Genomic DNA, 23,999 nt, shown 5'->3' with positions numbered 1-23,999 from the left:
ATTTACAAAAATTTGTTATAAAAATATTATTATAGAATGGGAAGCTGGATTATAGTCAATATGAGAAATTAAAGGAGAAGATTAAAATAATGAATACTAGAATCGAAAACAGATTAGATATATTTGCAGATTATGCAATGCAATTAGGTAAAGTACTGAAATGGGATTATAAACTGTCACATATGTTATGTTCAATGCTATATACCAATGAGGAGTGTATATTAGATGCAAATCGTATAAAAGAAATGAGAGAATACATTAAGAAGAATACAGGAATATTTTCTAGCTTTAAAGGGACTACTCTCCCAATAATAGCAACAATGCTATCTTTAGATGAAAATCCAGAGAGACTATTTACGGAAACTCAAATGTTATATGATAAAATGAAACAACAGAATTTTCGTGGTTCTGAGTATCTTACCATTGCGGCAATGCAGGTTGCTAAAATAAAAACTGAATCTGAATACAATAGAATTATTAATCGTATGAAGGAGTTTTATGATAGATTACGTAAAGTACACCCATTTTTAACAAGTACAGATGATTATATTTATGTTGCAATGGTGGCAATGACAGATATTGATTTGGAATTGGCAATCAGACGTGTAGTAACAATAGAAGATAGATTAAGGCCAACTCTTGGCGGAGGAAATGATATGCAGGCCTTGGCACTTGTGTTACTTCTTACAGATAATGACGATGATGAATTATGTAAGAAGGTTTTAGAGTTATATAAGTGCTTAAAGGATAAGAAGTATAAATTACGTTATAACGGAACAATGTCAACTCTTGGAGTTCTTGCCATGACTTCTAATGATATGAACCTTATAGCAGAAGAATTAGTGAATGGTGCAGAATACTTAAAAGATAAAAAAGGGTTTGGAGCATTTTCCATTAGTAAAGTGCAACGTGCTATGTTCTCTGCAAATTTTATAGCACTTCAATATGTTGGTGACATGAAGAATAATCTATTAGAAGGAACCATATCTAATAATATTACTAATATTATTATTGCACAACAGATGGCAACCATTGCAGCAACTATGGCAGCAACCTCAGCAGTGGCGAGTTCAGCAAATTAGAAATATAAAAAATCTATACACATAAAAGTCTGTTGAAGTAAATAATTAACCTTAACAGACTTCTTTATTTTAAAATTTTTTAGTAGGTAATTTATATTTTACTGCGCTTACATTTATAATTGGTTAAATGATAGACAACAACTGAAACTACAATAATTCCAACAGCAATCCCTAAGGAGGTTTTAAGTGTATTAAGAGCGTAAAGATCAAATTTTATTTTATTTCCCGCTAAAGCATAACTCATAGAATAGTATAAGCTACCACCAGGTACAAGAGGTACGATAGATGGCAATAAAAATACAGTTGTAGGTGCTTTATGAATTCTAGCTAAGAATTCAGAGTATGCTGTACCTAGAATTGAAGCTATCATATTAGATATAAAAATATCATTCCAATAATAAAAAGAAAGTAAATAGATACACCAAGTAATAATACCTCCAATAGATGCATAGAGTATTCTTTCCTTTTTTATATTAAATAATAAGGCAAATCCTAGGCTACCTATGTAAGCAGTAATGATTTGAATTAAATACTTCATTAGTGCAATATACCTCCTAATATAATCAATGAGATAGCAAAACCACAGGCAATAGCTATGGCAATTAATATGGATTCAGTTAATCGTAATAGGCCGGCTATAATATCGCCACAAAGCATATCACGAACGGAATTTATTAATGGAATTCCAGGAATAAGAAGCATAATATCTCCTATAATAATTTTATCAACATTAGCTCCAAGTCCTATTTTAGTAAATAAAATTGCCGCTAGTCCAGTAATAATTGAGCAAACAAAGGTATATATTAATTGATTAATGCTTTCTCTTTTGATAAAAGTGTCAATAAGGAATATAAGTATACCAATGATTGCAGCCGCAGCAGCATCTATGAGATTACCACCAAAAAAGATAGAAAATCCACTGGAAGCTAATATGTATCCTAGGCAGGAACTCCACCTTATACTGGGTTCACTTACTGATAGTTGTTGTATTTTATCCTTTATTTCATTGAAAGAAGGTTTAGTTTGACATATATATCTAGATAAGGAGTTAAGCCTCTCAAGTTGACTAAGGTCTGTTCCATAGGAGTAAATCCTTCGTGTTTGTGTTAGAGTTTCTTCATTACTAGTTTTTATTGTAGCTATAATTAATGATCTTATTGAAAAAACATCTATACGATCAATTTCATAAACCTTACAAATACGAATAATTGTATCTTCAACACGATTAGTTTCACCACCAACTCGTAGCATATGCTCACCAATATCTAAGGAAAGGCTTAGTATTTTGGACGCTTCAATTGTAATTTTATTCTCCTTCATAAATGTCTCCTTTAAGTTAGTTTATATTCCCATATCTATAATATTAGAATATAAATATTATTACAATGAGATAATTCTAATAAGTTTAATTTATGTATTTTAAATACAAATAGATGTTAGTCAGAATTAAAATGTTAAAGAAAAAAATCAAAACACCTGAATAGTATTTTAACTAATCAGGTGTTTCTTTATATTGATTTATGAATTACCACAAGTGTGAAAATTCCTTAAGTTACTACCAGAATAATCCACGTCTACAGCAGTTGTTTCCAAAGCCACCAAAACCGCCACAACCTAATAATACCAACCATATTAGCCATTGGTTATTATCACAATCACAACCAAAATTAGAATTACAATTACGGTTTGAAAATCCTGTACAACAGGAGGTTGGACATCTGTCACAACATGAATGTATATTACAACAACAGCAGCAATCACATTTGCAATTAGAATGACGTCTTCTATGACTACTCATATATATTACCTCACTTTTTATATTTACTCCTAAGATTATGTTTTGGGAGTATGTAATATAAAAGGAATTTGAAATACACTAAAATAAATATATATGATTTATAAAGATGTATCTCACTATTATGATATGAAGATATTGAATTTAAGTTACAGGATAATGATGATTAAAGTTGACATGTGTAAATGATTAAGTAAAATAAGGAATATTTTAATGAGTTTGTTTTTATTGTATAATGTAATAAATGTAAGTAGTGTTTGATATTTAAATATAAAAAGATAAGAAGGAGAAAGTATGAAGGAAATATTATTAGTGGAGGATGATTTAGATTTATCAAAGGAATTGTCTTTATCATTAAGTAAATGGGGATTTAAAGCAAACGTAATAGAAAATTTTGATAGTATACTAAAGGAGTTTATAGAAAAAAAGCCACAGCTAGTAATAATGGATGTTAACTTGCCTTATTATGATGGCTTTTATTGGTGTAAGAAAATTAGAGAGGTTTCAAAGGTACCTATAATATTTTTATCATCAAGAGATTGTAATATGGATCTAGTTATGGGAATTAATAATGGTGGAGATGATTATATTACAAAACCATTTTCCATGGAAGTTTTAATAACTAAAATAAATGCATTACTTAGAAGGACATATGATTATGCAGGAAATGATTCCATAATGTACTACAATAATGCAGTTTTAGATATGGAGAGATGTACATTTAAATATGGTAATAATATTATTGAGTTAACCAAAAATGAAATTAAGATATTGTCTGTGTTAATTAAAAGCAGGGGTAAGATTGTCTCTAGAGATAGGCTTATGATGAGCCTTTGGAATGATGACGAATTTGTTAGTGATAACACATTAACAGTTAACGTAACAAGGCTTAGGAATAAGATTAAAGAAATTGGGCTTGATGACTTTATTAAAACAAAGAAAGGTATTGGGTATATGGTTTAATGAACATAGGAAGATTTATTAATGAAAAATTATTAAATATAATATGCTTTATAACTGTATTTATAGTATTAAATTTATTTTTATTCTGTTTAACTTCATTTAGAAACAACTTGAAAGATTTAATATATGTAGATTTTATTATTACGAGCATATATTTAGTGTTTCTATTTATGGAATATAGTAAGTGGAAAAAGGTATACAGAGAAGTATATAAGTTGATGAATGATAATAAAGAGATTTTAATTAATGATATTAATGGTGAATCATTAGAAGAGGAAATAATGTCTTATATCATTAGAAGTAAAGATTATAATAAGTATAAAAGCATAAAATTATATGAAGAAAATTTAAGTGATATGGAAGAGTATATTTCTAAATGGGTACATGAAATAAAGATTCCTATAAGTGCATTAAATATAATATCAGAGAGAATAGAAGATGGAGATATAGGACATAGCGTAAAAAATGAAGTTGAGAAGATTAATTTTTTAGTAAATTCAGTTATGTATGGGAGCCGGTCTACCGCTTCAGCTGAAGATATATTTATTAAAGAAGAAATATTACAGGATATAGTAAAACAAAGTGTAAAAAATAATGCCTTCTTTCTAATTAAAAATAATATAGAAATTGAAATAAAAGATTTAAATTATAATATTTATACTGATAAGAAGTGGTTAGCTTATATTTTGGATCAAATTATTAATAATTCTATTAAATATATAAAAGGGCAGGGGAAGATACAATTTTATGCTAAAAATAATGAAAAGTATGTAGAATTGTACATCAAAGATAATGGAATAGGGATATCTAAAGAAGATATAGACAGAGTTTTTAACAAAGGTTTCACAGGAACTAACGGAAGAAATACCACATATAAATCTACTGGTATGGGTTTATACTTTTCTAAAAAAATAATAGATAGATTGGAACATAAAATAGAGATTGAATCAATTCAAGGAGAATATACTATTTTAAAAATAAGATTTTATAAAATATCAGATTATCTAAAAAGTTTGACTTAATTAAAGAGTTATCTATGTAAAGGTGTTACAATTAATCCTCAATGTTACTAAAATGTAACCTTAGAACTTTAAAAGTAACTTTAAGCAAAGGAAAACCAATATAAAAACTATTATAATTAAATTAAGGATTAGATATTAATCTAAAAATAATTAAGTGTGATTATATTGGAGGAAAAAACAGTGAAAGAAATATTGAAATTAAATGACGTAGATAAAGAATATGGAATTAAAGGATTTAGGAATAAGGTTTTAAAAAAGGTTTCTCTTACAGTTAATGAAGGAGATTTCATTTCTATAATGGGGCCTTCAGGAGCCGGAAAAAGTACTTTGCTAAACTTAATATCTACACTAGATAAACCAACTAAAGGTGAAATAATGCTAGATGGAGTAGATATAACTAAAATTAAAAATAAAGAATTATCTAAACTTAGAAGAGATAATATAGGTTTTATATTTCAAGACTATAATCTTTTGGACAATATGAATTTAATGGATAATATAGCATTACCCCTTGCATTAGGTAAGAAAAAAAGTAAGGAGATAGAGGACAGAGTTATAAAAATTGCAGATTTATTTGGACTTAAAGAGCACTTGAGAAAATATCCTTATGAGTTATCTGGTGGACAAAAACAAAGGGGAGCTGCTACTAGAGCTTTAATAACAAAGCCTAAGGTTATATTTGCTGATGAACCCACGGGGGCTTTAGATTCAAAGTCATCTTCAGATTTACTAGAATGTTTGAATAGGGTAAACAAAGAGGAAAAGGCCACAATTATAATGGTTACTCACGATGCATTATGTGCCAGTTATTCAGATAGAGTTTACATATTAAATGATGGAGAAATAAAATGTCAATTGAATAAGGGTGCAGATAGAAAAGAGTTTTATGGAAGGATAATAGATTTATTAGCATCTTTAGGAGGTGCTAAGTAATGAGTATTTTCCAAATAGCTTATAACAATTTTAAAAACAACATAAAGGTATATACTATGTTCTTTATTTCAATGGTATTTTCTGTAGTTATCCTAAGTAATTTTATGATACTAATGGATGGAGATGCTTTGCAGTATTTAGGTACTTTAAATGAGAAATATACAAAACTACTATTACAGATGTTAACTTCAATACTTGTAATATTTATGTTTTTCTTCATATGGTACTCATCAAATATATTTTTGAGAAATAGAAAAAAGGAGATTGGTATTTATACTTTTATGGGGCTAGACTCTGCTACAATTGGGGAAATTTATTTCATTGAGATTATGCTTATTGGATTAAGTTCATGTTTTCTTGGTACAGGAATAGGTATTGTATTATCTAAATTTTTTCAAATGATAGTGTTTAAGTTAGCAGAATTTAATATAAATGTTACTTTTAATGTAACAGTAAATTCAATAGTGTATACAGTTTTAATATTCCTTGGAATATTTTTATTTATGAGCATAAAAGGATTTATAAGTATTATTAAAAGTAATGTGATAGACCTATTAAATGATAGTAAGAAGACGGAAAAAATGCCTAAGATAAATTGGAAGATATATATAGCTTCGTTTGTTTCATTAATGTTAATTATAGTTGGATATTATCTAATACTTCATAATAAAATGAATGCAGTTACTACATTACTTCTAGTTTGTCTAGGTACTTATGGACTATTTGGGACTGTGTTACCAGTTGTATTTGATTTTTTTATTAAAAGAAAATCTATTTTATATAATGGAGAGAATATAATAACTATTAATAATTTAGCTTATAGATTAAAGAAAAATTATACAACTTATGCAACTATAGCAATTCTTACAGCTTGCACAGTAACAGTACTGGGGACATCAGTTGCAATGAGGGCATCATATAGTGAATCAGATGCTAATAATAGATTATATTCAATATCTTTCTCTTCACCAAATGAAATAACAAGTAAAGAAAAAATTAAAGATGTCTTATCTGTAGTTGGAGAGGAAGAGTATGAATTAAATACTAAAGTATTAAAAGCCAAAGAGACTCTTAAAGATGTACCTGATTATAATAATAGTAATTATATAATATTATCATATAACCAATTAGTTAATATATTAAATACTAATAGAAATAAAGATAGCTTAAATAAAATAAATGAAGAGATGGTTAAAGGAGATCAAGTAATTTTAATTGAGAAACCAGGAACCATAGCTAGTATTTATAGCTATAATAATATAACTGTAAATGATATTAAATTTAAGGTGAGTGAAAGTAAGTTTAGGTTACGTACTTTTGGTCCAGAATTAAATTTTAGAACTATTGTTGTAAATGATGAAAATTATGAGAGAATAAAATCTAATAGTGAATTAGTTAATTTCTATGGAATTAAGGTAGATAATGAAGAAGAGTTTCTTAATATGAAAAAATTAGAACCTATGCTGGATGAGCTAAGTAAACATATTGATATAGAAACAACTCATGCTACCTTGGGTATATATGAAAGTAAAAGAATTGAGTGGATGAAAGGTGTTTATGCAATAGGAGCATTTTTATTTTTAGTATTTATTTTAGCAGAAGCTAGTATAATCTATATTAGGATATACAGTGATGCCAATGAAGACAAAAGTAAATATAAAATATTATTGAATATTGGAGCATCTAATAAAGAATTAAGAAAATCTATAAATAAAGAGATTTTATTATTTTATGTAATACCAGTATTAGTAGGTTTAGTTCATAGCTACTTTGCTATTAGAACACTGGGAGACTTTATGTCCATAGATTTAAAGAGCACTTATATCATAAGTGTATTAGTAAGTATGCTTATATTTGGAGTTAGTGCAATTATTTCAATGAAGACATTTAAAAATATAGTAAAGGTATAAAATATTACATTTATAACTTTCAGTCCATTTATAAATAGGGAATATTAGATTTAAAGTATATAGTAGAAGTAAAGTTTTGAATAAGATAAAAAGATATTTAAAGTAAATTACTTTAAATATCTTTTTTATTGAACTTATTTTAACCACCAAGGGTAACATCTTGTTCATTGTACCAGTCTAAAGCATTGTAGAAGTCTATAGAAGTAAAATCTGGCCAATAGGTGTCTATTACGTAAAAATCAGAATAAACAGACTGAATTGGTAAAAAACCACTAAGTCTTCTTCTACCTCCCCATCTTATTATTAGATCAATTCTAGAAATATCCTCTGAATGTATGTAGGGTAGAATATGTTTATTAGAGGATTTGGATTCTTTTAATAGATTTAAGTCCCACTCCCATCCATAATGGATTAGAAAGTTTACCTTAATACCACCATTACCAAATTTTTTTCTAGTTGTAAAGGGAATTAAAGCCTTAGGAAAAGCACTTGATTCAGTATTTCCAATAACCAAGATTTCACAATCCTCCTTTGTTAAAAGCATGACAGAATCAATGCAAGCTTGTATAAAAGCAAGTTTTTGCTCAGAGGGACGTTTGGTATTGTCTATAGTAAAACCGTAGAATGTTAACTCTTTTATATTTTCTTTTTGGCAAAGTTTAAATACTTCAAGACCAGGATTTATGCCATGTTCATATCCTTTATCTTTGGTTAGATTATTAAGTAAAGCCCAGCGTCTGTTGCCGTCAGGAATTATTCCAATATGATTTGGTATTCTCATATGATCTCAATTAACCTCCGTAAAAATTAAAATTATAATACTATGTTTTCCATAAAAATATAAAATAAACATAGATTTAAAATACTATTTTGTAAGAAGGTTGAAAGAAGTTAATGCTAATATACAATATATAGGAAATAATTATTATGGAGTGATTAAAGATGAGTATGTTAAAATAAATAATCTAAGTAAATTAATATCCCATAGATAAATTGACATTTTTAATGATTCAACATAAAATAGTTTGCGGAGGAAAGGGAGGTTAATAATTAAATATTTTTACGAATGAATAGTAGATTATATTGAAGATAGAATATAATAGAAAAATTACAAAGGACAAAGATGATTCAGTTAACATGGTAGATGCAGCAGCGAAGGGAGCATCAGAAGGGTTAGGTTTAGCGTTAAACATAGATGCCATGTTAATTGCATTTATTTCTCTTATAGCCTTAGTAAATGGAATGATAGGATTTATTGGTGGACTTATTGGAATAGATGGATTAATCATTAGAAATGATATTTGGATACATATTTTCACCAGTGGTTGCAATTATAGGAGTTCCTTGGAATGAGGCTTTAACGGCTGGAGCTCTTCTAGGACAAAAGATAATTTTAAATGAGTTTGTTGCTTTTAGTAAACTAGGGTCTATAATAGGTGACCTTTCACAAAAAAACTGTGGTTGCAGGTACTTTAGCAAACTTTTTAAGTACAACTATTACAGGACTTTTAATAGCATTATAAGATTATTAGTGGTGTTGTAAATATCACAGAAAAGTTGATATTTTTATCTCATTTTAATATAATTATATTTTTTTAAGATGATATATATTTTTATTAGATATTAAAATAAATGTTAATAACTTCATAATAAAAATATCATTATAATAAATAAAACCTATTTAAGTATGAAATAATATAATTAGAGGGTTTACTATTATTAAATTTTAAAACATAAGATTTCATTATGTAATTATATAAAAATATTTTTAAAATGACTTGACATTTAATATATAAACATGTAAATTGATATTAACAAATTAAATTGAACAAAATTTAATTTAGATAAATAGTATTTTAGTAAATTGATTTTAGGAGGAATAAAAGATGGCAAAGATAGTTAATTCAGCTGAATTTAATAATGAAATAAAAGATGGTGTTGTAGTAGTAGACTTTTTCGCAACATGGTGTGGACCTTGTAAAATGTTGGCTCCAATATTTGAAGAATTATCAACTGAAATGGAAGGCAAGGTTAAATTTATAAAAGTTGATGTGGATCAATGCCCAGACATATCAATGCAATATAGTGTAGCATCCATTCCTACAATAATAGTATTTAAAGATGGAAAAAATGTAAATACTACAGTAGGTTTTGTACCAAAAGAGAGAATAAAAGAAATTGTAGAAGCTTATATATAATAAAAATATAGGAGATTACTCCTATATTTTTAATCTGTAAATTTGGAGGATAAAGCTATGAGTGAAAGATATGATATTGCAATAGTTGGTAGTGGACCAGCAGGAATATCAGCAGCTTTAAATGCAAAAATAAGAAATAAGAGTTTTGTCATATTTGGTAATGATGAACTTTCAAATAAATTAGTAAAAGCTAATGAAATTAATAATTATCTGGGTTTCCATGGTAAAAGTGGTAAAGAGATACAACAAGAATTTATCAATCACTTAAGAGCTATGGATATAAAAATAACAGAAGAAAAAATAAATAATATATATGCTATGGGAGATTACTTTGCTTTAATGGTAAATGATAAAACCTATGAAGCAACATCAGTAATATTAGCTACAGGAATTCAATATGGTAAGCTATTCCCTGGTGAAGAAAAACTTCTAGGTAAGGGTGTTGGATATTGCGCTACATGTGATGCACCACTTTATAGAAATAAAGTAGTTACAATAATAGCCTATAGTAAAAAAGAAGAGGAAGAGGCGAATTTTATTGCTACTTTAGCATCAAAGGTATATTATATTCCTATGTATAAAGAGTTTGTAAATGTTCATTCATCTATAGAAGTAGTAAATGATACACCAGTAGAAATAATTGGTGAAGATAAAGTTGAAAAGCTAGTTTTAAAGAATAAAGAAATTACTACTGATGGTTTATTTATACTAAGAGATAGCATATCACCAGGTCAATTAGTTCCGGGATTAAAAATCGTAGATAATCATGTAGAGGTTGATAGGCTAATGCAAACGAACTTAAAAGGTTGTTTCGCAGCAGGAGATATAGTAGGAAGACCTTATCAATATATAAAGTCTGCAGGGGAAGGAAATGTGGCTGCATTATCAGCGGTTTCCTATGTAGATTCAAAGGAAAAGTAAAATAAGAGATATTTGTATGAATTATTTATAATGTTATTGAAATTATTTGTTGTATTGACATATAAATTTTAAAATTGTAAAATAATCTCAAACAATATGGTTTATTAAGAATTAATTTTAATAAGTCATTCTGTGAAATGGAGAATTTATATGAAGAATTGTGAATGTATTAAACTAGAAAATCAAATATGTTTTTCTCTATATGCAGCATCTAGAGAGGTAATAAAGTTGTATAAATCCATTCTTGATAAGCATAATCTTACTTATACACAATACTTAGCTATGTTAGTGTTATGGGAAAAAGAAAAGATGACAGTTAAGGACATTGGTAAAAGACTACACTTAGACTCAGGTACTTTAACTCCATTATTAAAAAAATTAGAATCTATGGGGTTAATTACAAGACATAGAGACGTAAATGATGATAGAGTAGTCGTAATAGAATTAACAGAAGCTGGCTTAAAGCTAAAAAGTGAGATTTTAGATGTGCCAGGAGAAGTGTTTTGCAAATTGAATATATCTAATGATGAAGCAAAGGAGCTTAAACGTAATTTAGATAATTTATTACAAAGTTTAGAATAGTGGAACAAAAGTTTAATAACTATAGTAAATATTCATACAAAGTTAGTTGTAGAAAAAATTATGGATAAAAACCTCTTTAGATTTTAACTAAAGGGGTTTTTTCATGGGTTAAGCTTGAACTTTAATAGAGTTTATAGTAGTTCTAACTCTACTACTGTATCTTTTTCATCAGGAAGAATTGCACTAGGTAAGTTTATAAAGGCATCAGCTTCAAATTCTTCTGCCATCCACGGAAACTCTACTTTAATTTCAGAACAGTCTTTAAGCAATCTAGCTTTTTTAATCTTTTCCCTTAGATTGTTCAGATTAGTGTGACCGATTCCTCTATCATAAATATGAGCATAAAGTAGATTCTCATTTTGGGTATATCTTCCCCATTCTGGTTTTGGTAGGTAGCTACCTTTACAACCATAGATGCTATCTCCATTGTCATCAAGCCATTCCCCAACCTCTTCTAGGATAGCTACGGATTCTTTGGGAATTTCACCCTTTGCATTAGGACCTACATTTAAAATCATATTTCCATTTTTGCTAACACATTCAACTAAGCTCCTAACCACTTGCTTTGAGGATTTATACCCTTTGTCCATAGAAGCATAGCCCCAATTATTATTAAGAGTAATACAAGCTTCCCAAGGTACAGGATTTCTATTTTCATTTAGTACTCCTCTTGGAGGAATAATTTGTTCTGGTGAGTCAAAGTCACCGGTATAAGGAGAAAGGTTAGCTTTTTTAATACTTTTTTTATCATCTAATCTGTTATCAATAATTATATAAGGTTGATATTTCCTTATCATATCTACTAGTTCAGTAGCTTTCCACTTTTCACCGGTCATATTATCATAGGAAAAGTCAAACCACATTATATCAATTTTACCGTAGCCAGTAACTAATTCCTTAACTTGATTATGAAAATACTTAACATAATTATCGAAGTTATGAATTTTATTTTTAAAGGCTTTGTTATTTCTCATTGGATGGTGTCTATCACCGTAGGCTGGATAGTCTTCATGTAAAAGGTTCACTTTTATTTTTAAGAAAATTCATTGAATAAAAGTTTATATAAACTTACAATAGAGATAGTAGTTTATTTATTGAATTGAATAGATAAGCTTATATTCAAACTGTGAAATATCCAGTAAGAAAATACATTTTATAAGGAGGATAGCAATGAAAAATAATTTAAAGAAACTAAGCTTAATTATTGGAACTATAATTATTGGTATAGCTTTATTTACAGGTTGCTCTAAGAAAGATGAAATAAAGGATGCCTTTAATATTTATAAAAATGCTTGGATTAAGCAAGATTTTAAAAGTATGTATAATATGCTTTCAGTGGAATCAAAAGCATATATAAACGAGGAAGAATTTTTAGAAAGATACACTAATATATATAACGCTATTGTAGCTAGTAATATGGATATTCAAATAGTAGGAGAAAAGGAAAGAGATAAAAAGTCATTAGAAATACCATTTACTATGACCATGGATACAGTAGCAGGAAAGGTAGATATCAAAGATTATAAAGCAACTTTAGTTAAAGAAGAGGATGGATATAAAATAAAGTGGAATGAGAATTTAATATTCCCCGAAATGGAAAAATCAGATGATAAAGTGAGAGTAGAAGATTATTACTCTAAACGTGGAAGTATATTAGATAGAAATGGGAACTTTTTAGCACAAGATGATATAGTAAAGTCTGTAGGAATTCATCCAAGTAAATTTGAAAATAAAAAGTCAGAAAAAATAACAGCTATGGCAACTATATTAGATATAAGTGAGTCCTATATAGAAGAACAGCTAGCAGCTAATACTAACCCAGATTATTTTGTACCAATAGTATCTGTACTTCAATCTGATTCTGAAAAGTTAAATAAGCTTTCCACTATTGAAGGCGTTCAAATAAACAATAAAAACTCCAGAGTTTACACCGGAGGAGAAGCTTTTGGAAATCTAGTAGGATATGTGGGAGCCATTACAGCAGAAGAACTAGAAAATAATAAAGATAAGGGTTATTCACAAACAAGTCTCCTTGGAAAAGCTGGTCTTGAGAAGGTTTATGAAGATATATTAAGGGGCCAAGATGGTGGAGAAATATACATTGAAAAGGGAGAAGAAAAAATAACTTTAGCTAAAACAGAAGCAAAGAATGGTCAGGATATAAAACTATCAATAGACCCAGAGCTTCAAAGTAAGGTATATAGTGAAATGAAAGGTGAGAAGGGAGCATCTACTGCAGTAGACCCTAAAACTGGAGAAGTTTTAGCTATGGTAAGTTCACCTTCCTATGATCCAAATATATTTGTAACATATAAAACAAAATCCTTAAGTGATCAGTGGAAAAAGCTTAATGGTCAGCAGTTTGACAATAGGTTTAATAATGTATACGCACCAGGCTCTACAATGAAGCTAGTTACAGCTGCTATAGGATTGGATGTAGGCGCACTTAATCCAGGAGAAACTATGGATATTAAGGGATTAGATTGGCAAAATAATTCATCATGGGGTGGATATAAGGTTACGAGAGTAAAAGATCCTGGTAAGGCTATAAACTTAAAAGAAGCTACAAAATACTCAGATAATATTTATTTTGCAAGAGTAGCATTGAATATAGGATCAGATGCCTTTATAAATGGAGCTAAAAACTTTGGGATTGGAGAAGAGATAACTTTTGATTTCCCAATGGAAACTTCTCAAATTAGTAATGATAATACTTTAAGTAAAGAAATACTTCTTGCTGACACAGGATATGGTCAAGGTGAGGTGCTTATGTCACCATTAGATATTGCATTATCATATAGTGCATTAGGAAACAATGGAGATATAATGCAGCCAAGACTTAACATTGGAAAAAATCCAGAAGCAAAAGTTTGGAAAAATGCTATAAAGGCAGAAAAAGTACCAGCTTTAGTAGATGCTTTCTCAGCTGTAATAAATGATGCAGATGGAACAGCCACCACTGCAAAAGTAAATGGATTTAATATAGCTGGTAAANNCTTCAGAGATAAAGAAAGACCAAAAAGATGAATCGGGTAAAGAAAATGGATGGTTTGTAGCTGTAAACACAGATGATTCTAAAATTGCCATATCTATGATAATAGAAGATGTAAAGGGTAGAGGCGGTAGTGGAATACCAACAGCTATGGTTAAAAATGTTATGGAATACTATTTAAAGAAATAATTATTCTTTATGGTGAAAAGTTATGCGTAAGATTTTTATTACTGAAATCATTTCAGTATGTAAGGAACTTTTATTTTACAGTAGTGTAAAAACAGGAGACATAATGTGTCTCCTGTTTTATTATAATATTAGACTTAATTTTATTTAATATATGAGGTGAAAACGAAGTGAAATTTAGTATAGGTGAAATGGCTAAACTACATAATATAAACATACAAACTTTAAGATACTACCATAATATTGGATTATTAGTTCCTGTAGAAGTAGATTCTAAGTCAGGTTATCGATATTATGATAGTACTTCTAGTCAGAGGTTGTGGAAAATAAAAGCATTACAGTCTACAGGATTATCTCTTAGTGAAATTATGAAGATTTTAAGTGGGGATATATGTGAAACAGAAAAATTGTTTAACAATTTGAAAAATGTAATTGATGAAAATATAGAGAACTTAAAAAAAGTTTCTTATTATGTAGAAGAACAATTAAAAAATATAAATGATTTAAGGGAAGGAAATTATTCTACAGAGCCAAGAATTATGGTATTAGAAAGAAGAGAAGGATATTTAATAGACGTAAATGAGAATAGCACTATAGATAATGTAATAAGGTCTTTAGTAAGTTTTGATAGAAATTGTAGTATTAGTGTAGAAGTTATGTTTAAGCCATCAAGGTTAATAAATATTAATGATAAAGGAGAAACTCATCTTAAAAGTTATCTCGCTCTTAGCAAAGAAGAAAAGCTAAATGATTCTAAGAATAAATACACATTAAAAGAAGGGGTCTATGGAGTCATTGACCATATAGGTAGTAGGGCCAGTTTAAAAGAAAGTTATGATAACCTATTAAAATATATAAAATCTTCAAAAATGGAATTACAAGGAATCGGTATAGAAGAATTGATTATAGGGCCAAACATATCTGATAATAATGAAGAATGGGTGAGACAGATTCAGCTATTATTGAAATAGTAATTATGGTAAAATATTTAAAGGATATAATTGGTAGTTTATTGATTAATTATATCCTTTAATTTTAATATTTATTTGTCACCAGTAGGAAAGTCCTCTCCCATAATCCATGTAAATCCATATGACTTAAGAGCTTCTATAAAATTTTTATTTCCTATACAAGACCAATTTGCTTTATAGTGAAGACCAAAATATCTTTGGGCCATATTAATATAACCTTGCTGCTCTATAGATGTAATAATCTTATTACTGTAATCTTTGCCACCTATATCTAAAGTCACTTCTTTCATTGATGCCATATTAGTTGGACTAAGGGGAAATTTTTTAGAATTGTATTTTTCGTTTTGCAGCTTTACTAAAGTATCTATATTTAAGTCTTTATAGCTTTCCTCATGAACTATGGCTTCTATGCCTAACTTTGGAGCAGGAATTAAAGGTTGATTTGGATATCCAATACTTAAAAGAACTACAGGGAATACGCCTTCTGGAATATTAAATATAGATTTTAATTCCATAAAACAACTTTCTACTGTACCTATATATACAGAACCTAAACCTACAGAATCAGCAGCAGTACAAATATTTTGAGCACATATTATTGTATCTTGAAGAGCAATCCAAAAATGCCTATAACTCTTGGTAGCTACAAAAGGAGCATCAGAGGCTTCACACCAACGTTGAATTCTTCTCCAGTCAATACAGAATAGAAGATTAACAGGTGCATTTTTAACTAGTGATTGCATATCGCATTCATTAACTAAACGTTCCTTAGTCTTATCATCAGTTATCTTTATTATAGAGTAAGGTTGAAGATTTCCTCCAGTAGCAGCATGTAAGCCGCAAGATATAATCTCATTTAATAGTTCGTCAGGAATTTTCTTATCTAGAAAGTTTCGGCAACTTGCACGTTCACATAATAATTTGATAGTATCATTTAAATATTCCTTATTCATAAAATCATCTCCTAAATTTAATATTGTATATTTCAAAGGTTAAACCCTATAGGGGCTATAGAGTCAAGGAAGTTTATACAAATATAAAATAATTTTAATAATTATTTTAAGTGAAGATATAAAAAATACCTTTTAGTTATTATATAAAGTACTAAAAGGTTGAAAAGGATATTATTAAAACATTAAACTATAATATCTATTTATATTTTTATCTAACTCATTGATGACAATGAATCTAGATTTTCTTAGGGTTTCTTTTCCTTGAGTAAAAAGTAAAATTGTAGGGGCTGTAAAAACTGAAAATTCTGCACACAAGGAAGGAAATTCATCAATACTAATTTTTATAGATTTAACCTTAGGATAATTAGAAAGCAAGTCATCTACTTTACAAAGCAAGTCATCATTTCCTCAAAAACATTTCCCAGTAAAGAAGCATAAAAGTAAATCAGAAGTATCAATTAGTTTTAAAAGGTCTTCTTTAGAATTTAAGCTATTCATTTATGAACCTCCTATTAAGTTTATATATTTATATTATCTAATAAGATATAACTTTATTCATTATAAAAGTCAAATCAAAACTTAGATAAATACGTCATTTAAATAGCTTATTAATAAGTAGAAAGACACCAATTCCTAGGCAAAGAAATATAATCATAATAATTATAGGTATGAGTTTAAAAAATTCAAGCATGAGTTTCTCCCCCTTAAAATCCTATATTTATACTTATTTTATAAAGGTAATAACAAGAAATTCCATATAATTGGAATAATTATATATGGAAAATGTGATGAATGTCAATATGAATTATTTATGTAAACTTCAGAATAACTAAAGTTCATTAGATTTTAAAGAATATTTGAATATTTATATGTAAAATTAGAATACGTTTAAATATAAAAAGTTATAAATACTCATGATATAATGTATTATAAATTATAAGTTAAAGAAGGGGATTTTAATGCCAAGGATAGGAATGAGGATTATAAAATCAGCAGTGGCAGTCTTTATATGCTTTTTAATATATTTAGTAAGAGGCACAGGAATGCCATTCTATTCAGCAATAGCGGCAATTTTATGCATGCAACAAGGTGTGGAGAGTACTAAGCAGGTTGGTTTAAATCGTACCATTGGGACTTTAATTGGAGGTGTCTTTGGAGTGATAGTGTTATTATTAGAAAGAAGATTTATACCTGAATCTATGCCACAACTAAGATATCTATTAACATCTATAGCTATCATACCTTTAATATATACTACTATATTACTTGAAAGACAAACAGCATCCTATATTAGTTGTGTAGTATTTTTAAGTGTGGCTATAAATCATGGAGATGATGTAGTTCCTTATGCATTTACTATTAATAGAATTATAGACACTTTAATTGGGATTTTTGTAGCTTTAGGGGTCAATGCTATGAGGTTACCTAAGAAGAGAAATACTAAAATTTTGTTTGTAAGCACACTAACGAATACTTTAATGGATTCTAAAAATCAAGTTAGTGCCTATACTAAAGTAAAACTAAAGGAAATGATAGAAGAAGGAGCACTAGTGACATTAGTAACAGATAAAACTCCAGAAACTGTAGCACCTATAGTTAGTAGTATGAATATTAAGTTACCAGTAATTACAATGAATGGAGCAGCAATATATGATTTTAATGAGAAAAGCTATGTTTACCATGAAGGAATAAATAATGAAATAGCTGAAAGAATTTTAAATATATGTGATGAGTTATCTATAAACACCTTTACTCATACCATAATTAATGATGTGATGCACATTTATTATGGTAATTTTACCAATGAAGAAGAAAAGAGATTTTATAATTTAGAGAAAGTACTTCCATTAAAAAATTATATATATAGTAAACTACCACAAGGGCTAGATGTAATTTGCATCATGGTTATTAACAAGATAGATAAAATAGAAATACTACATAATAGGCTTAAAGGATGTAGCGATTATGAAAACATCAAGGTTATCTATGAAAGATATAATGAAGATTACTATATTTTAAAAGTATATAGTGGTAAAACATCTAGAGGAAGCGCTTTGACTAAGTTAAGAGAGATGATTAAAAGTGACAAGGTAGTTGTATTTGCTGGTGTAGAACAGGATAGTTCTATGCTTGAAGTAGCGGATGAAGGATATGTAGTAGAAAATGCATCTATTAAAGTTAAAGAAAATAATTCACAAATCATAGGAGATAGTGAAAGTGATTCTGTAGTAAAGACTATTAAAAAAATATTTTATTCAAAAGTAATTAATTATTAAATTAATATATTTAATTTATTTATCAACAAAAGTAAAACACGGTAAAGTACTAAAAGATTAGATACTTTACTGTGTTTTACTTTTTATATAGGGGACATTGACTTTACACTCTATAGTCACAATTACAATTAAATTGGTTAATTACATATATTAAGTTAAATTATTGAATATAATTTATTATAATAATAACCTAATTATTACTATGAATTTTACGCAAGTTACATATAAGGAGTAGTAATACACAAATACCTAAAAATGCAACAGTAGTAGGGTCAGATGTCTTTATCAATCTAGGCACTGAAAATAAGAAAATCAATATAGCTATAATAGAAGCTATCAAATCTAATTTTAAATCTTTTCTGATAGATTTCATCAGAAGCACCTCACAATAAAAGATTCTAAATATAAATATAAGTTTAGTATAAAATGAATATAGAGGTGCTTTATGTATATTAATGAAAGGAATTTAAGATTATTATTTCTATTAATATTTTACTGGTGTTGTAATTAAACCACCTCTATATAAGTGTGTTATTCATATATGATTATAGCTTAAAATAATCTTGTAGTGTGGTTTTTGGAACGAAAGGTCAAATATCGAACATGTAAGTTAAGAATTAATGTAAAATAAAGTTTAAGTGTGAAAAATAAGGAATTTTAGGTATGGAATAAGTAATTTCATGAAAATTCAAAATAAATCATATGGAAATGGTGTATAATTTTGTTAAAATGTGAATTAAGAAGGGATTTTATGATTAGTATTTTAGTAAAAAAAATTGTGAATTTTATTGCCACAGAATCTAATATAGAAGATATATATTATCTTGATAGAATTAGATATGGGGTAGAGATTTTTATAAGTGAAGGGATTAAATTCTTTATAATACTTTTAATATCTATTATGCTTAAAAGATTACCTGAATTTTTCATAATTACAGTATTAATTTTAGGGGTTAGAACTAAACTTGGAGGTGGTCATTGTAAAAGCTTTGCAAGATGCTTTATAAAGACTACAGGAATATATTTAAGTATGTATTTTTTATCTTCTATAATAATAATACCAAGATTCATAAGAGTTTTAATATTAGTATCTGTTATAGCTACAATTTTTACTGCTAAATATAGAACTAAGATTAAAGCAATAGAAGCTCCTAAGGTAATTTTAAAATTAAAATTAAAGACAAGCTTCATATATTTATTTACATATACTTTAGTAAGAGTAATAAATGATTCTGTGTACATAAATCTTGTATTATTATTTGGAACATATATGATTTATGAATATTATATGAATAACAGGGGGAAATCTGTAATGAAAAATTTAATGAAAAAATTCGACTTAAGAAAACTTATGAGTGGTGTATTAACTAGTGCTAGTATAGGAGTAGGAGAAGCAGCCTTGAAATCTCCTTCTATATTCTTTTGGGGAGAAGTAGAATTACCATTAGAATTAAGAGAAAAAATTAAGTAATAATTATCTAAAATGTGCTATAATTGTTAGGGGTGATGAAGATGCAATTATTGTTAATAGAAGATGATATTATTCAAAGTGATAATTTATCTAACCTAATTAAAGAAAGCTATAATAATGTGGAGCTCCTAACGGCACATTCATTTAAAGAGTCATTAAAAGTCATTAGTGAAAAAAATGTTGACTTATTCTTTATTGACATTAACTTACCAGATGGATCTGGGATAGATATAGCTAAAAAAATTAGAGCTATGGAAGGTTATGAATTAAAAGGAATAGTATTTATAACAAGTCAAGGCTATCAGATGGTAGATGCATTTAAAAATATACACTGCTATGATTTTTTAATAAAGCCTTATAGTAAAAAAGATATTAAAAGAATCATAGATGTGTTTATGAAAGAAAATGTTAAGAAAAATGACAATCGAAAGTATAGTATGATAACTATAGAAAATAAAATAACCTATAAACTATATCATGATGATATAGTTTTTGCTGAGTATATACCAAGGAAGTGCAAAATTGTAACAGTTAAGAATGGAGTAATTTATGCAAAATTATCTCTAGGGAAGCTTTTAAGTATGATTGAATCAAATAGTATAGTACAATGCCATAAATCATTTATTGTAAACACTAAATATATAAAAAGAATAGACAAGATGTATACTAAATTATGGAAAGTTCATTTTGTTAACATTAGTGATATTATTGACTTATCTATAAGTTACTGTGAAAAAGTGTTTGAAATTTTAGGGTATGAAAATGAGTATAAATAATTTTTTAGAGTTGTTTACATTAGGTATGATTTGCAATATTTTATTTGATAAAATTAATATTAAAAATGTTATAATTTCTATTATATTAGCATATGTTTTTGGTATTGTTATAAAAATACCAGTAGTTACTCTAGGAGCTTTAACTATAATATATGCATTCATAAATAAATTTTTACATAATGACACTTTTTATAAATCTCTAATAAAGATAACTATATCATTATTAGTTTTAATGATAGCAGAAAGTATTGTTGGAATTATAGTAGGTATATTAGATATAAATACAGAAAGTATAAATTTAACCCTAACATTAGTGGGTGTATTTACAATTACCTTAGGTACTATATATTATTTTACTAAATATATTAAGTTGAATATTTCAACTATACCTAAGATAAGTACTAAAATTATCATAACAGGAATAGTGAATTTATTTCTAATATTAACTATATTAATATTTATAAATGATAGTCATTTTATAGGCAGTGGATTAAGAATTGGATTATTTTCAGCATTGTTAGTATTCATTATAATAACTATGATTTTATGTAGAGATATATATAAAATTATGAAGGAGAATGAGATATTAGAAATTCAAAATAAATATAATTTGATTTTAAATGAGTATATTGAGAAGTTAAGGGCAAGTGAACATGAATATAAAAATCATTTAAATGTGATATACTCTACCCTTCAGGTGGGAAATTATAATGAAGTTAATAAAGTTATAAAGAAATATATAGAAGATATAACTTATAAAGACACTTTAACAAAGCTAATGACTATAGATAATATAATTTTAAGAGCTCTTATTTATAGTAAAATTTGTGAAGCAGAAAAAGCCGATGTAGATATAAAGTGTAACATTAAAAATAGCTTGAATAATATAAAGATTAGTCAATCAGATATGGTAATTATATTAACTAATTTATTAAATAACGNNGTTCAAATAAATTAGTTGATATATATATAGATGAAGATTATTCAACTAACGGTAGATATGTTATCACTATAAAAAACACTGTAAAAGATATGAATAAAATAAATATATCCTCAATGTTTAAAGAAGGATATTCAACGAAGGGTTCTAGTAGGGGCTATGGACTACATAATGTGCAAAAAATAGTGAGTGGTAATAAAGGCAATATTTTAATAGAAACAGATGACGATATGCTTTCTGTTGAAATACATATTTAAAAACTTAAAAAATGGATATCAATTAATTTTGATATCCATTTTTTCGAAAATAATCATATATAGCTTGAAGAAATTATAATAAAAATATTCAAAAAAGTGCTTTTAAATATACTATAAAATGATATAATTAAATGGATAATTATTATTACTTAATAAAGTTATTGTTTAGTAAAGGGTATGTAGTTATAAGATTTTTTACAAATCTTATATGCGCTATGAACCTAGGAGGAATATGGTTATGGATTATAATAGAGCTATAGAAATGGTAAAGAGGAATCCAATTATTATAAAAACTATAAAGAACCCAACAGAAGAAATGAAGCTTTTGGCTGTAGAGAAGGATGGAATGTCTCTACAGTACATAAAAAATCCAACAGAGGAAATGAATATAAAAGCATTGAGGAGTAATATAAATGCTATTGAATTTATAGATGAGCCTACCTTAGAAATGAAAGAGTATGCAGTAAAGGAAAGCTGGAATACTTTAAAATATATAGATACTCCTAGTGAAGAGCTAGTAAATCTAGGGATTGAACAAAAGGGATGGGCTATTCAGTATATAAAGAATCCTAGCTGTGATCTTCAGAGATTGGCTATTGAGAAAAACTATGATTCCATTAAGTATATAGAAAATCCTTGTGAAGAGGTGCAGCTAGTGGCTGTAAATATTAGCTATGATGCCCTAAGGTATATTAACAATCCTAGTGAAAAAGCTGAGATATCTGCCATTAGAAATAATGAAGCTGCTATCAAGTTTGTTCATAATCTAAATAAAGAAAAGATGATAAAATTTTTGAAAGAAAATATACTAGTAATTAAATATCTTATAAAAGATATTTCTATAGAAGAGCTTGAAGGCGTATTAAAAGAAAGATTATCTAGTGAAGATATAGAAGAGAGCTATGTAAGAAATTTTATAAATTGTGAAAGTATAAATAAAAAGTATAATAATATTTCTATGGATAAGATTATATTTATTCATAAGTATGGAAGTAATAGAGCAAAAAGAGTTGCTATAGATGAAAAGCTAAAGATTATGTAGGAGGATAATACAAATGAACTTTAATGATACATTAAAAAGTGTAGAGCTTGTAATAGAAATTAATGAAGTACCTCTTATTGTAGGAGAGAGTGGAATAGGCAAGACTGCTCTTGCAAAGACTTTGGCCAGACAAAGAGAATGGAGTTTAGTTGTTATAGATGGAAACCTTTTAAAGGAGGGTGAAATAGGTGGACTCCCTACAGTGGAAGAATATACTATTAAAGATGAACATGGAAGAGTTGTAAGTAAAAAGGCAACTATCTATGCTATTCATATAAAGCTTAGGGAAATAGATAATCTTATTTTAGAAGGTAAAGATGTACTTTTATTTATAGATGAAATAAATAGGTGTGAGCATAGCGTACAACAAGAGCTTATGAATTTGATATTAAATAGAGNNATGATAAAGTAAAGATATTAGCTGCAATGAATCCATCCAGTAAATACGGTGCAGACTTTGATTATCAAGTAGTAGATATGGATGCTGCCCAAGAAAATCGCTTTGTTTGGCTTAACATGGAAAGTGATGCAAAGGGTTGGATTAAATGGGCTTCAGAAAATAAAGTTGATAGAAAAGTAATAGAATTCATATCTACTTTTCCAGAGCATCTACACAGTATTAATGAAGAAGATATAAGGGCTACCCCACGAAGCTTTGAAAGAGTGTCTAAAAGTTATAAGTTATATAAAGAAAATAAAGATAGTATACCAAGAAGAGTATTTTTAAAT

At 27.7% G+C, this 23,999-nt stretch carries 27 protein-coding genes and 1 pseudogene; 20 read left to right on the top strand and 8 right to left on the bottom strand.

Translation table 11 applies throughout. The features are described 5' to 3' along the window. Positions 1-89: 89 nt before the first annotated feature. On the top strand, positions 90-1,082 hold the full coding sequence (locus B2671_RS04045; RefSeq protein ID WP_346869267.1) for a DUF4003 family protein: 993 nt from the start codon (positions 90-92) through the stop codon (positions 1,080-1,082). A 91-nt stretch (positions 1,083-1,173) separates the two neighbouring features. Here the strand turns inward: B2671_RS04045 and B2671_RS04040 are convergent, their stop codons facing one another. The 3 genes from B2671_RS04040 to B2671_RS04030 form a co-directional block, all read right to left on the bottom strand. Then, positions 1,174-1,620: a threonine/serine exporter family protein gene (locus tag B2671_RS04040; protein ID WP_346869266.1), complete on the bottom strand. Its 447-nt coding sequence runs from the start codon at positions 1,618-1,620 to the stop codon at positions 1,174-1,176. Further along, positions 1,620-2,402, bottom strand: coding sequence for a threonine/serine exporter family protein (locus tag B2671_RS04035; protein ID WP_346869265.1), 783 nt, complete (start codon positions 2,400-2,402; stop codon positions 1,620-1,622). Before B2671_RS04035 ends, B2671_RS04040 begins: the two co-directional genes overlap by 1 nt. 235 nt (positions 2,403-2,637) lie before the next feature. After that, positions 2,638-2,880: a hypothetical protein gene (locus B2671_RS04030; RefSeq protein ID WP_346869264.1), complete on the bottom strand. Its 243-nt coding sequence runs from the start codon at positions 2,878-2,880 to the stop codon at positions 2,638-2,640. Positions 2,881-3,171: 291 nt separating this feature from the next. Here B2671_RS04030 and B2671_RS04025 point away from each other — a divergent pair, with 291 nt between their 5' ends. The 4 genes from B2671_RS04025 to B2671_RS04010 all read left to right on the top strand — a co-directional run bounded on the left by B2671_RS04025 (position 3,172) and on the right by B2671_RS04010 (position 7,705). Next, positions 3,172-3,840 (top strand): response regulator transcription factor, encoded by a 669-nt coding sequence (locus B2671_RS04025; RefSeq protein ID WP_346869263.1) that lies wholly within the window; start codon positions 3,172-3,174, stop codon positions 3,838-3,840. A 170-nt stretch (positions 3,841-4,010) separates the two neighbouring features. Next, positions 4,011-4,862: a sensor histidine kinase gene (locus B2671_RS04020; protein ID WP_346869262.1), complete on the top strand. Its 852-nt coding sequence runs from the start codon at positions 4,011-4,013 to the stop codon at positions 4,860-4,862. 180 nt (positions 4,863-5,042) lie between these two features. Then, entirely contained in the window at positions 5,043-5,795 is a 753-nt protein-coding gene (locus tag B2671_RS04015; RefSeq protein ID WP_346869261.1) for an ABC transporter ATP-binding protein, read from the top strand. Beyond that, on the top strand, positions 5,795-7,705 hold the full coding sequence (locus tag B2671_RS04010; protein ID WP_346869260.1) for an ABC transporter permease: 1,911 nt from the start codon (positions 5,795-5,797) through the stop codon (positions 7,703-7,705). Before B2671_RS04015 ends, B2671_RS04010 begins: the two co-directional genes overlap by 1 nt. A gap of 139 nt (positions 7,706-7,844) precedes the next feature. On the opposite strand, the gene B2671_RS04005 is transcribed toward B2671_RS04010, so the two are convergent. Beyond that, entirely contained in the window at positions 7,845-8,486 is a 642-nt protein-coding gene (locus tag B2671_RS04005; protein WP_346869259.1) for an undecaprenyl diphosphate synthase family protein, read from the bottom strand. A 302-nt stretch (positions 8,487-8,788) separates the two neighbouring features. Here B2671_RS04005 and B2671_RS04000 point away from each other — a divergent pair, with 302 nt between their 5' ends. From B2671_RS04000 to B2671_RS03980, 5 genes are all read left to right on the top strand, one after another. Further along, complete coding sequence (locus B2671_RS04000) at positions 8,789-9,058, top strand: nucleoside transporter C-terminal domain-containing protein (RefSeq protein ID WP_346869258.1); 270 nt, start codon at positions 8,789-8,791, stop codon at positions 9,056-9,058. Further along, a complete protein-coding gene (locus B2671_RS03995; RefSeq protein WP_346869257.1) occupies positions 9,000-9,248 on the top strand; it encodes a nucleoside transporter C-terminal domain-containing protein in 249 nt (82 codons plus the stop codon). The genes B2671_RS04000 and B2671_RS03995 overlap by 59 nt, the downstream gene beginning before the upstream one ends. A gap of 343 nt (positions 9,249-9,591) precedes the next feature. Beyond that, positions 9,592-9,903, top strand: a complete 312-nt coding sequence (trxA, locus tag B2671_RS03990) for a thioredoxin (RefSeq protein ID WP_035134706.1) — start codon at positions 9,592-9,594, stop codon at positions 9,901-9,903. A 57-nt stretch (positions 9,904-9,960) separates the two neighbouring features. Next, complete coding sequence (locus tag B2671_RS03985) at positions 9,961-10,824, top strand: NAD(P)/FAD-dependent oxidoreductase (RefSeq protein WP_346869256.1); 864 nt, start codon at positions 9,961-9,963, stop codon at positions 10,822-10,824. Between the two features lie 150 nt (positions 10,825-10,974). After that, positions 10,975-11,406 (top strand): MarR family transcriptional regulator, encoded by a 432-nt coding sequence (locus tag B2671_RS03980; RefSeq protein ID WP_346869255.1) that lies wholly within the window; start codon positions 10,975-10,977, stop codon positions 11,404-11,406. Positions 11,407-11,537: 131 nt separating this feature from the next. Here B2671_RS03980 and B2671_RS03975 read toward each other — a convergent pair whose 3' ends face one another. After that, positions 11,538-12,431 carry an alpha-L-fucosidase gene (locus B2671_RS03975; protein ID WP_346869254.1) on the bottom strand — a complete coding sequence of 298 codons (894 nt, stop codon included), beginning with the start codon at positions 12,429-12,431 and terminating at the stop codon, positions 11,538-11,540. A gap of 145 nt (positions 12,432-12,576) precedes the next feature. Here B2671_RS03975 and B2671_RS03970 point away from each other — a divergent pair, with 145 nt between their 5' ends. The 3 genes from B2671_RS03970 (at position 12,577) to B2671_RS03960 (ending at position 15,555) form a co-directional block, all read left to right on the top strand. Then, on the top strand, positions 12,577-14,433 hold the full coding sequence (locus tag B2671_RS03970) for a penicillin-binding transpeptidase domain-containing protein (RefSeq protein ID WP_346869253.1): 1,857 nt from the start codon (positions 12,577-12,579) through the stop codon (positions 14,431-14,433). After that, positions 14,393-14,587, top strand: a complete 195-nt coding sequence (locus B2671_RS03965; protein ID WP_346869277.1) for a penicillin-binding transpeptidase domain-containing protein — start codon at positions 14,393-14,395, stop codon at positions 14,585-14,587. Before B2671_RS03970 ends, B2671_RS03965 begins: the two co-directional genes overlap by 41 nt. 167 nt (positions 14,588-14,754) lie before the next feature. Further along, positions 14,755-15,555: a MerR family transcriptional regulator gene (locus tag B2671_RS03960; protein ID WP_346869252.1), complete on the top strand. Its 801-nt coding sequence runs from the start codon at positions 14,755-14,757 to the stop codon at positions 15,553-15,555. 71 nt (positions 15,556-15,626) lie between these two features. On the opposite strand, the gene B2671_RS03955 is transcribed toward B2671_RS03960, so the two are convergent. Both B2671_RS03955 and B2671_RS03950 read right to left on the bottom strand, forming a co-directional pair. Beyond that, positions 15,627-16,508 (bottom strand): nitroreductase family protein, encoded by an 882-nt coding sequence (locus B2671_RS03955; RefSeq protein ID WP_346869251.1) that lies wholly within the window; start codon positions 16,506-16,508, stop codon positions 15,627-15,629. A gap of 174 nt (positions 16,509-16,682) precedes the next feature. Further along, positions 16,683-16,904: a thioredoxin family protein gene (locus B2671_RS03950; protein ID WP_346869250.1), complete on the bottom strand. Its 222-nt coding sequence runs from the start codon at positions 16,902-16,904 to the stop codon at positions 16,683-16,685. Positions 16,905-17,467: 563 nt separating this feature from the next. On the opposite strand from B2671_RS03950, the gene B2671_RS03945 reads away from it, so the two are divergent. Then, entirely contained in the window at positions 17,468-18,784 is a 1,317-nt protein-coding gene (locus B2671_RS03945; RefSeq protein ID WP_346869249.1) for an HAD hydrolase family protein, read from the top strand. Between the two features lie 190 nt (positions 18,785-18,974). Here B2671_RS03945 and B2671_RS03940 read toward each other — a convergent pair whose 3' ends face one another. Next, positions 18,975-19,157, bottom strand: coding sequence for a hypothetical protein (locus B2671_RS03940; protein ID WP_346869248.1), 183 nt, complete (start codon positions 19,155-19,157; stop codon positions 18,975-18,977). Positions 19,158-19,535: 378 nt separating this feature from the next. On the opposite strand from B2671_RS03940, the gene B2671_RS03935 reads away from it, so the two are divergent. The 6 genes and pseudogenes from B2671_RS03935 to B2671_RS03915 form a co-directional block, all read left to right on the top strand. Next, positions 19,536-20,255 (top strand): accessory gene regulator B family protein, encoded by a 720-nt coding sequence (locus B2671_RS03935; RefSeq protein WP_346869247.1) that lies wholly within the window; start codon positions 19,536-19,538, stop codon positions 20,253-20,255. A gap of 41 nt (positions 20,256-20,296) precedes the next feature. After that, on the top strand, positions 20,297-21,031 hold the full coding sequence (locus tag B2671_RS03930) for a LytTR family DNA-binding domain-containing protein (RefSeq protein WP_346848737.1): 735 nt from the start codon (positions 20,297-20,299) through the stop codon (positions 21,029-21,031). Next, positions 21,012-21,989, top strand: a complete 978-nt coding sequence (locus B2671_RS03925) for a Spo0B domain-containing protein (RefSeq protein WP_422653222.1) — start codon at positions 21,012-21,014, stop codon at positions 21,987-21,989. Before B2671_RS03930 ends, B2671_RS03925 begins: the two co-directional genes overlap by 20 nt. Positions 21,990-21,994: 5 nt before the next feature. Further along, positions 21,995-22,228 carry a GHKL domain-containing protein gene (locus B2671_RS17565; protein WP_414632611.1) on the top strand — a complete coding sequence of 78 codons (234 nt, stop codon included), beginning with the start codon at positions 21,995-21,997 and terminating at the stop codon, positions 22,226-22,228. Between the two features lie 238 nt (positions 22,229-22,466). Beyond that, positions 22,467-23,270 carry a hypothetical protein gene (locus B2671_RS03920; RefSeq protein WP_346869245.1) on the top strand — a complete coding sequence of 268 codons (804 nt, stop codon included), beginning with the start codon at positions 22,467-22,469 and terminating at the stop codon, positions 23,268-23,270. Between the two features lie 13 nt (positions 23,271-23,283). Then, positions 23,284-23,999 (top strand): annotated as a pseudogene (locus B2671_RS03915) (ATP-binding protein); the annotation flags it as partial.

Source organism: Clostridium sp. UBA5119, assembly GCF_002414285.1.
Taxonomy (GTDB): Bacteria; Bacillota; Clostridia; order Clostridiales; family Clostridiaceae; genus Clostridium_J; species Clostridium_J sulfidigenes.
Note: the sequence above shows the minus strand (reverse complement) of the source record. Positions and strands in the feature narration are given on the sequence as shown.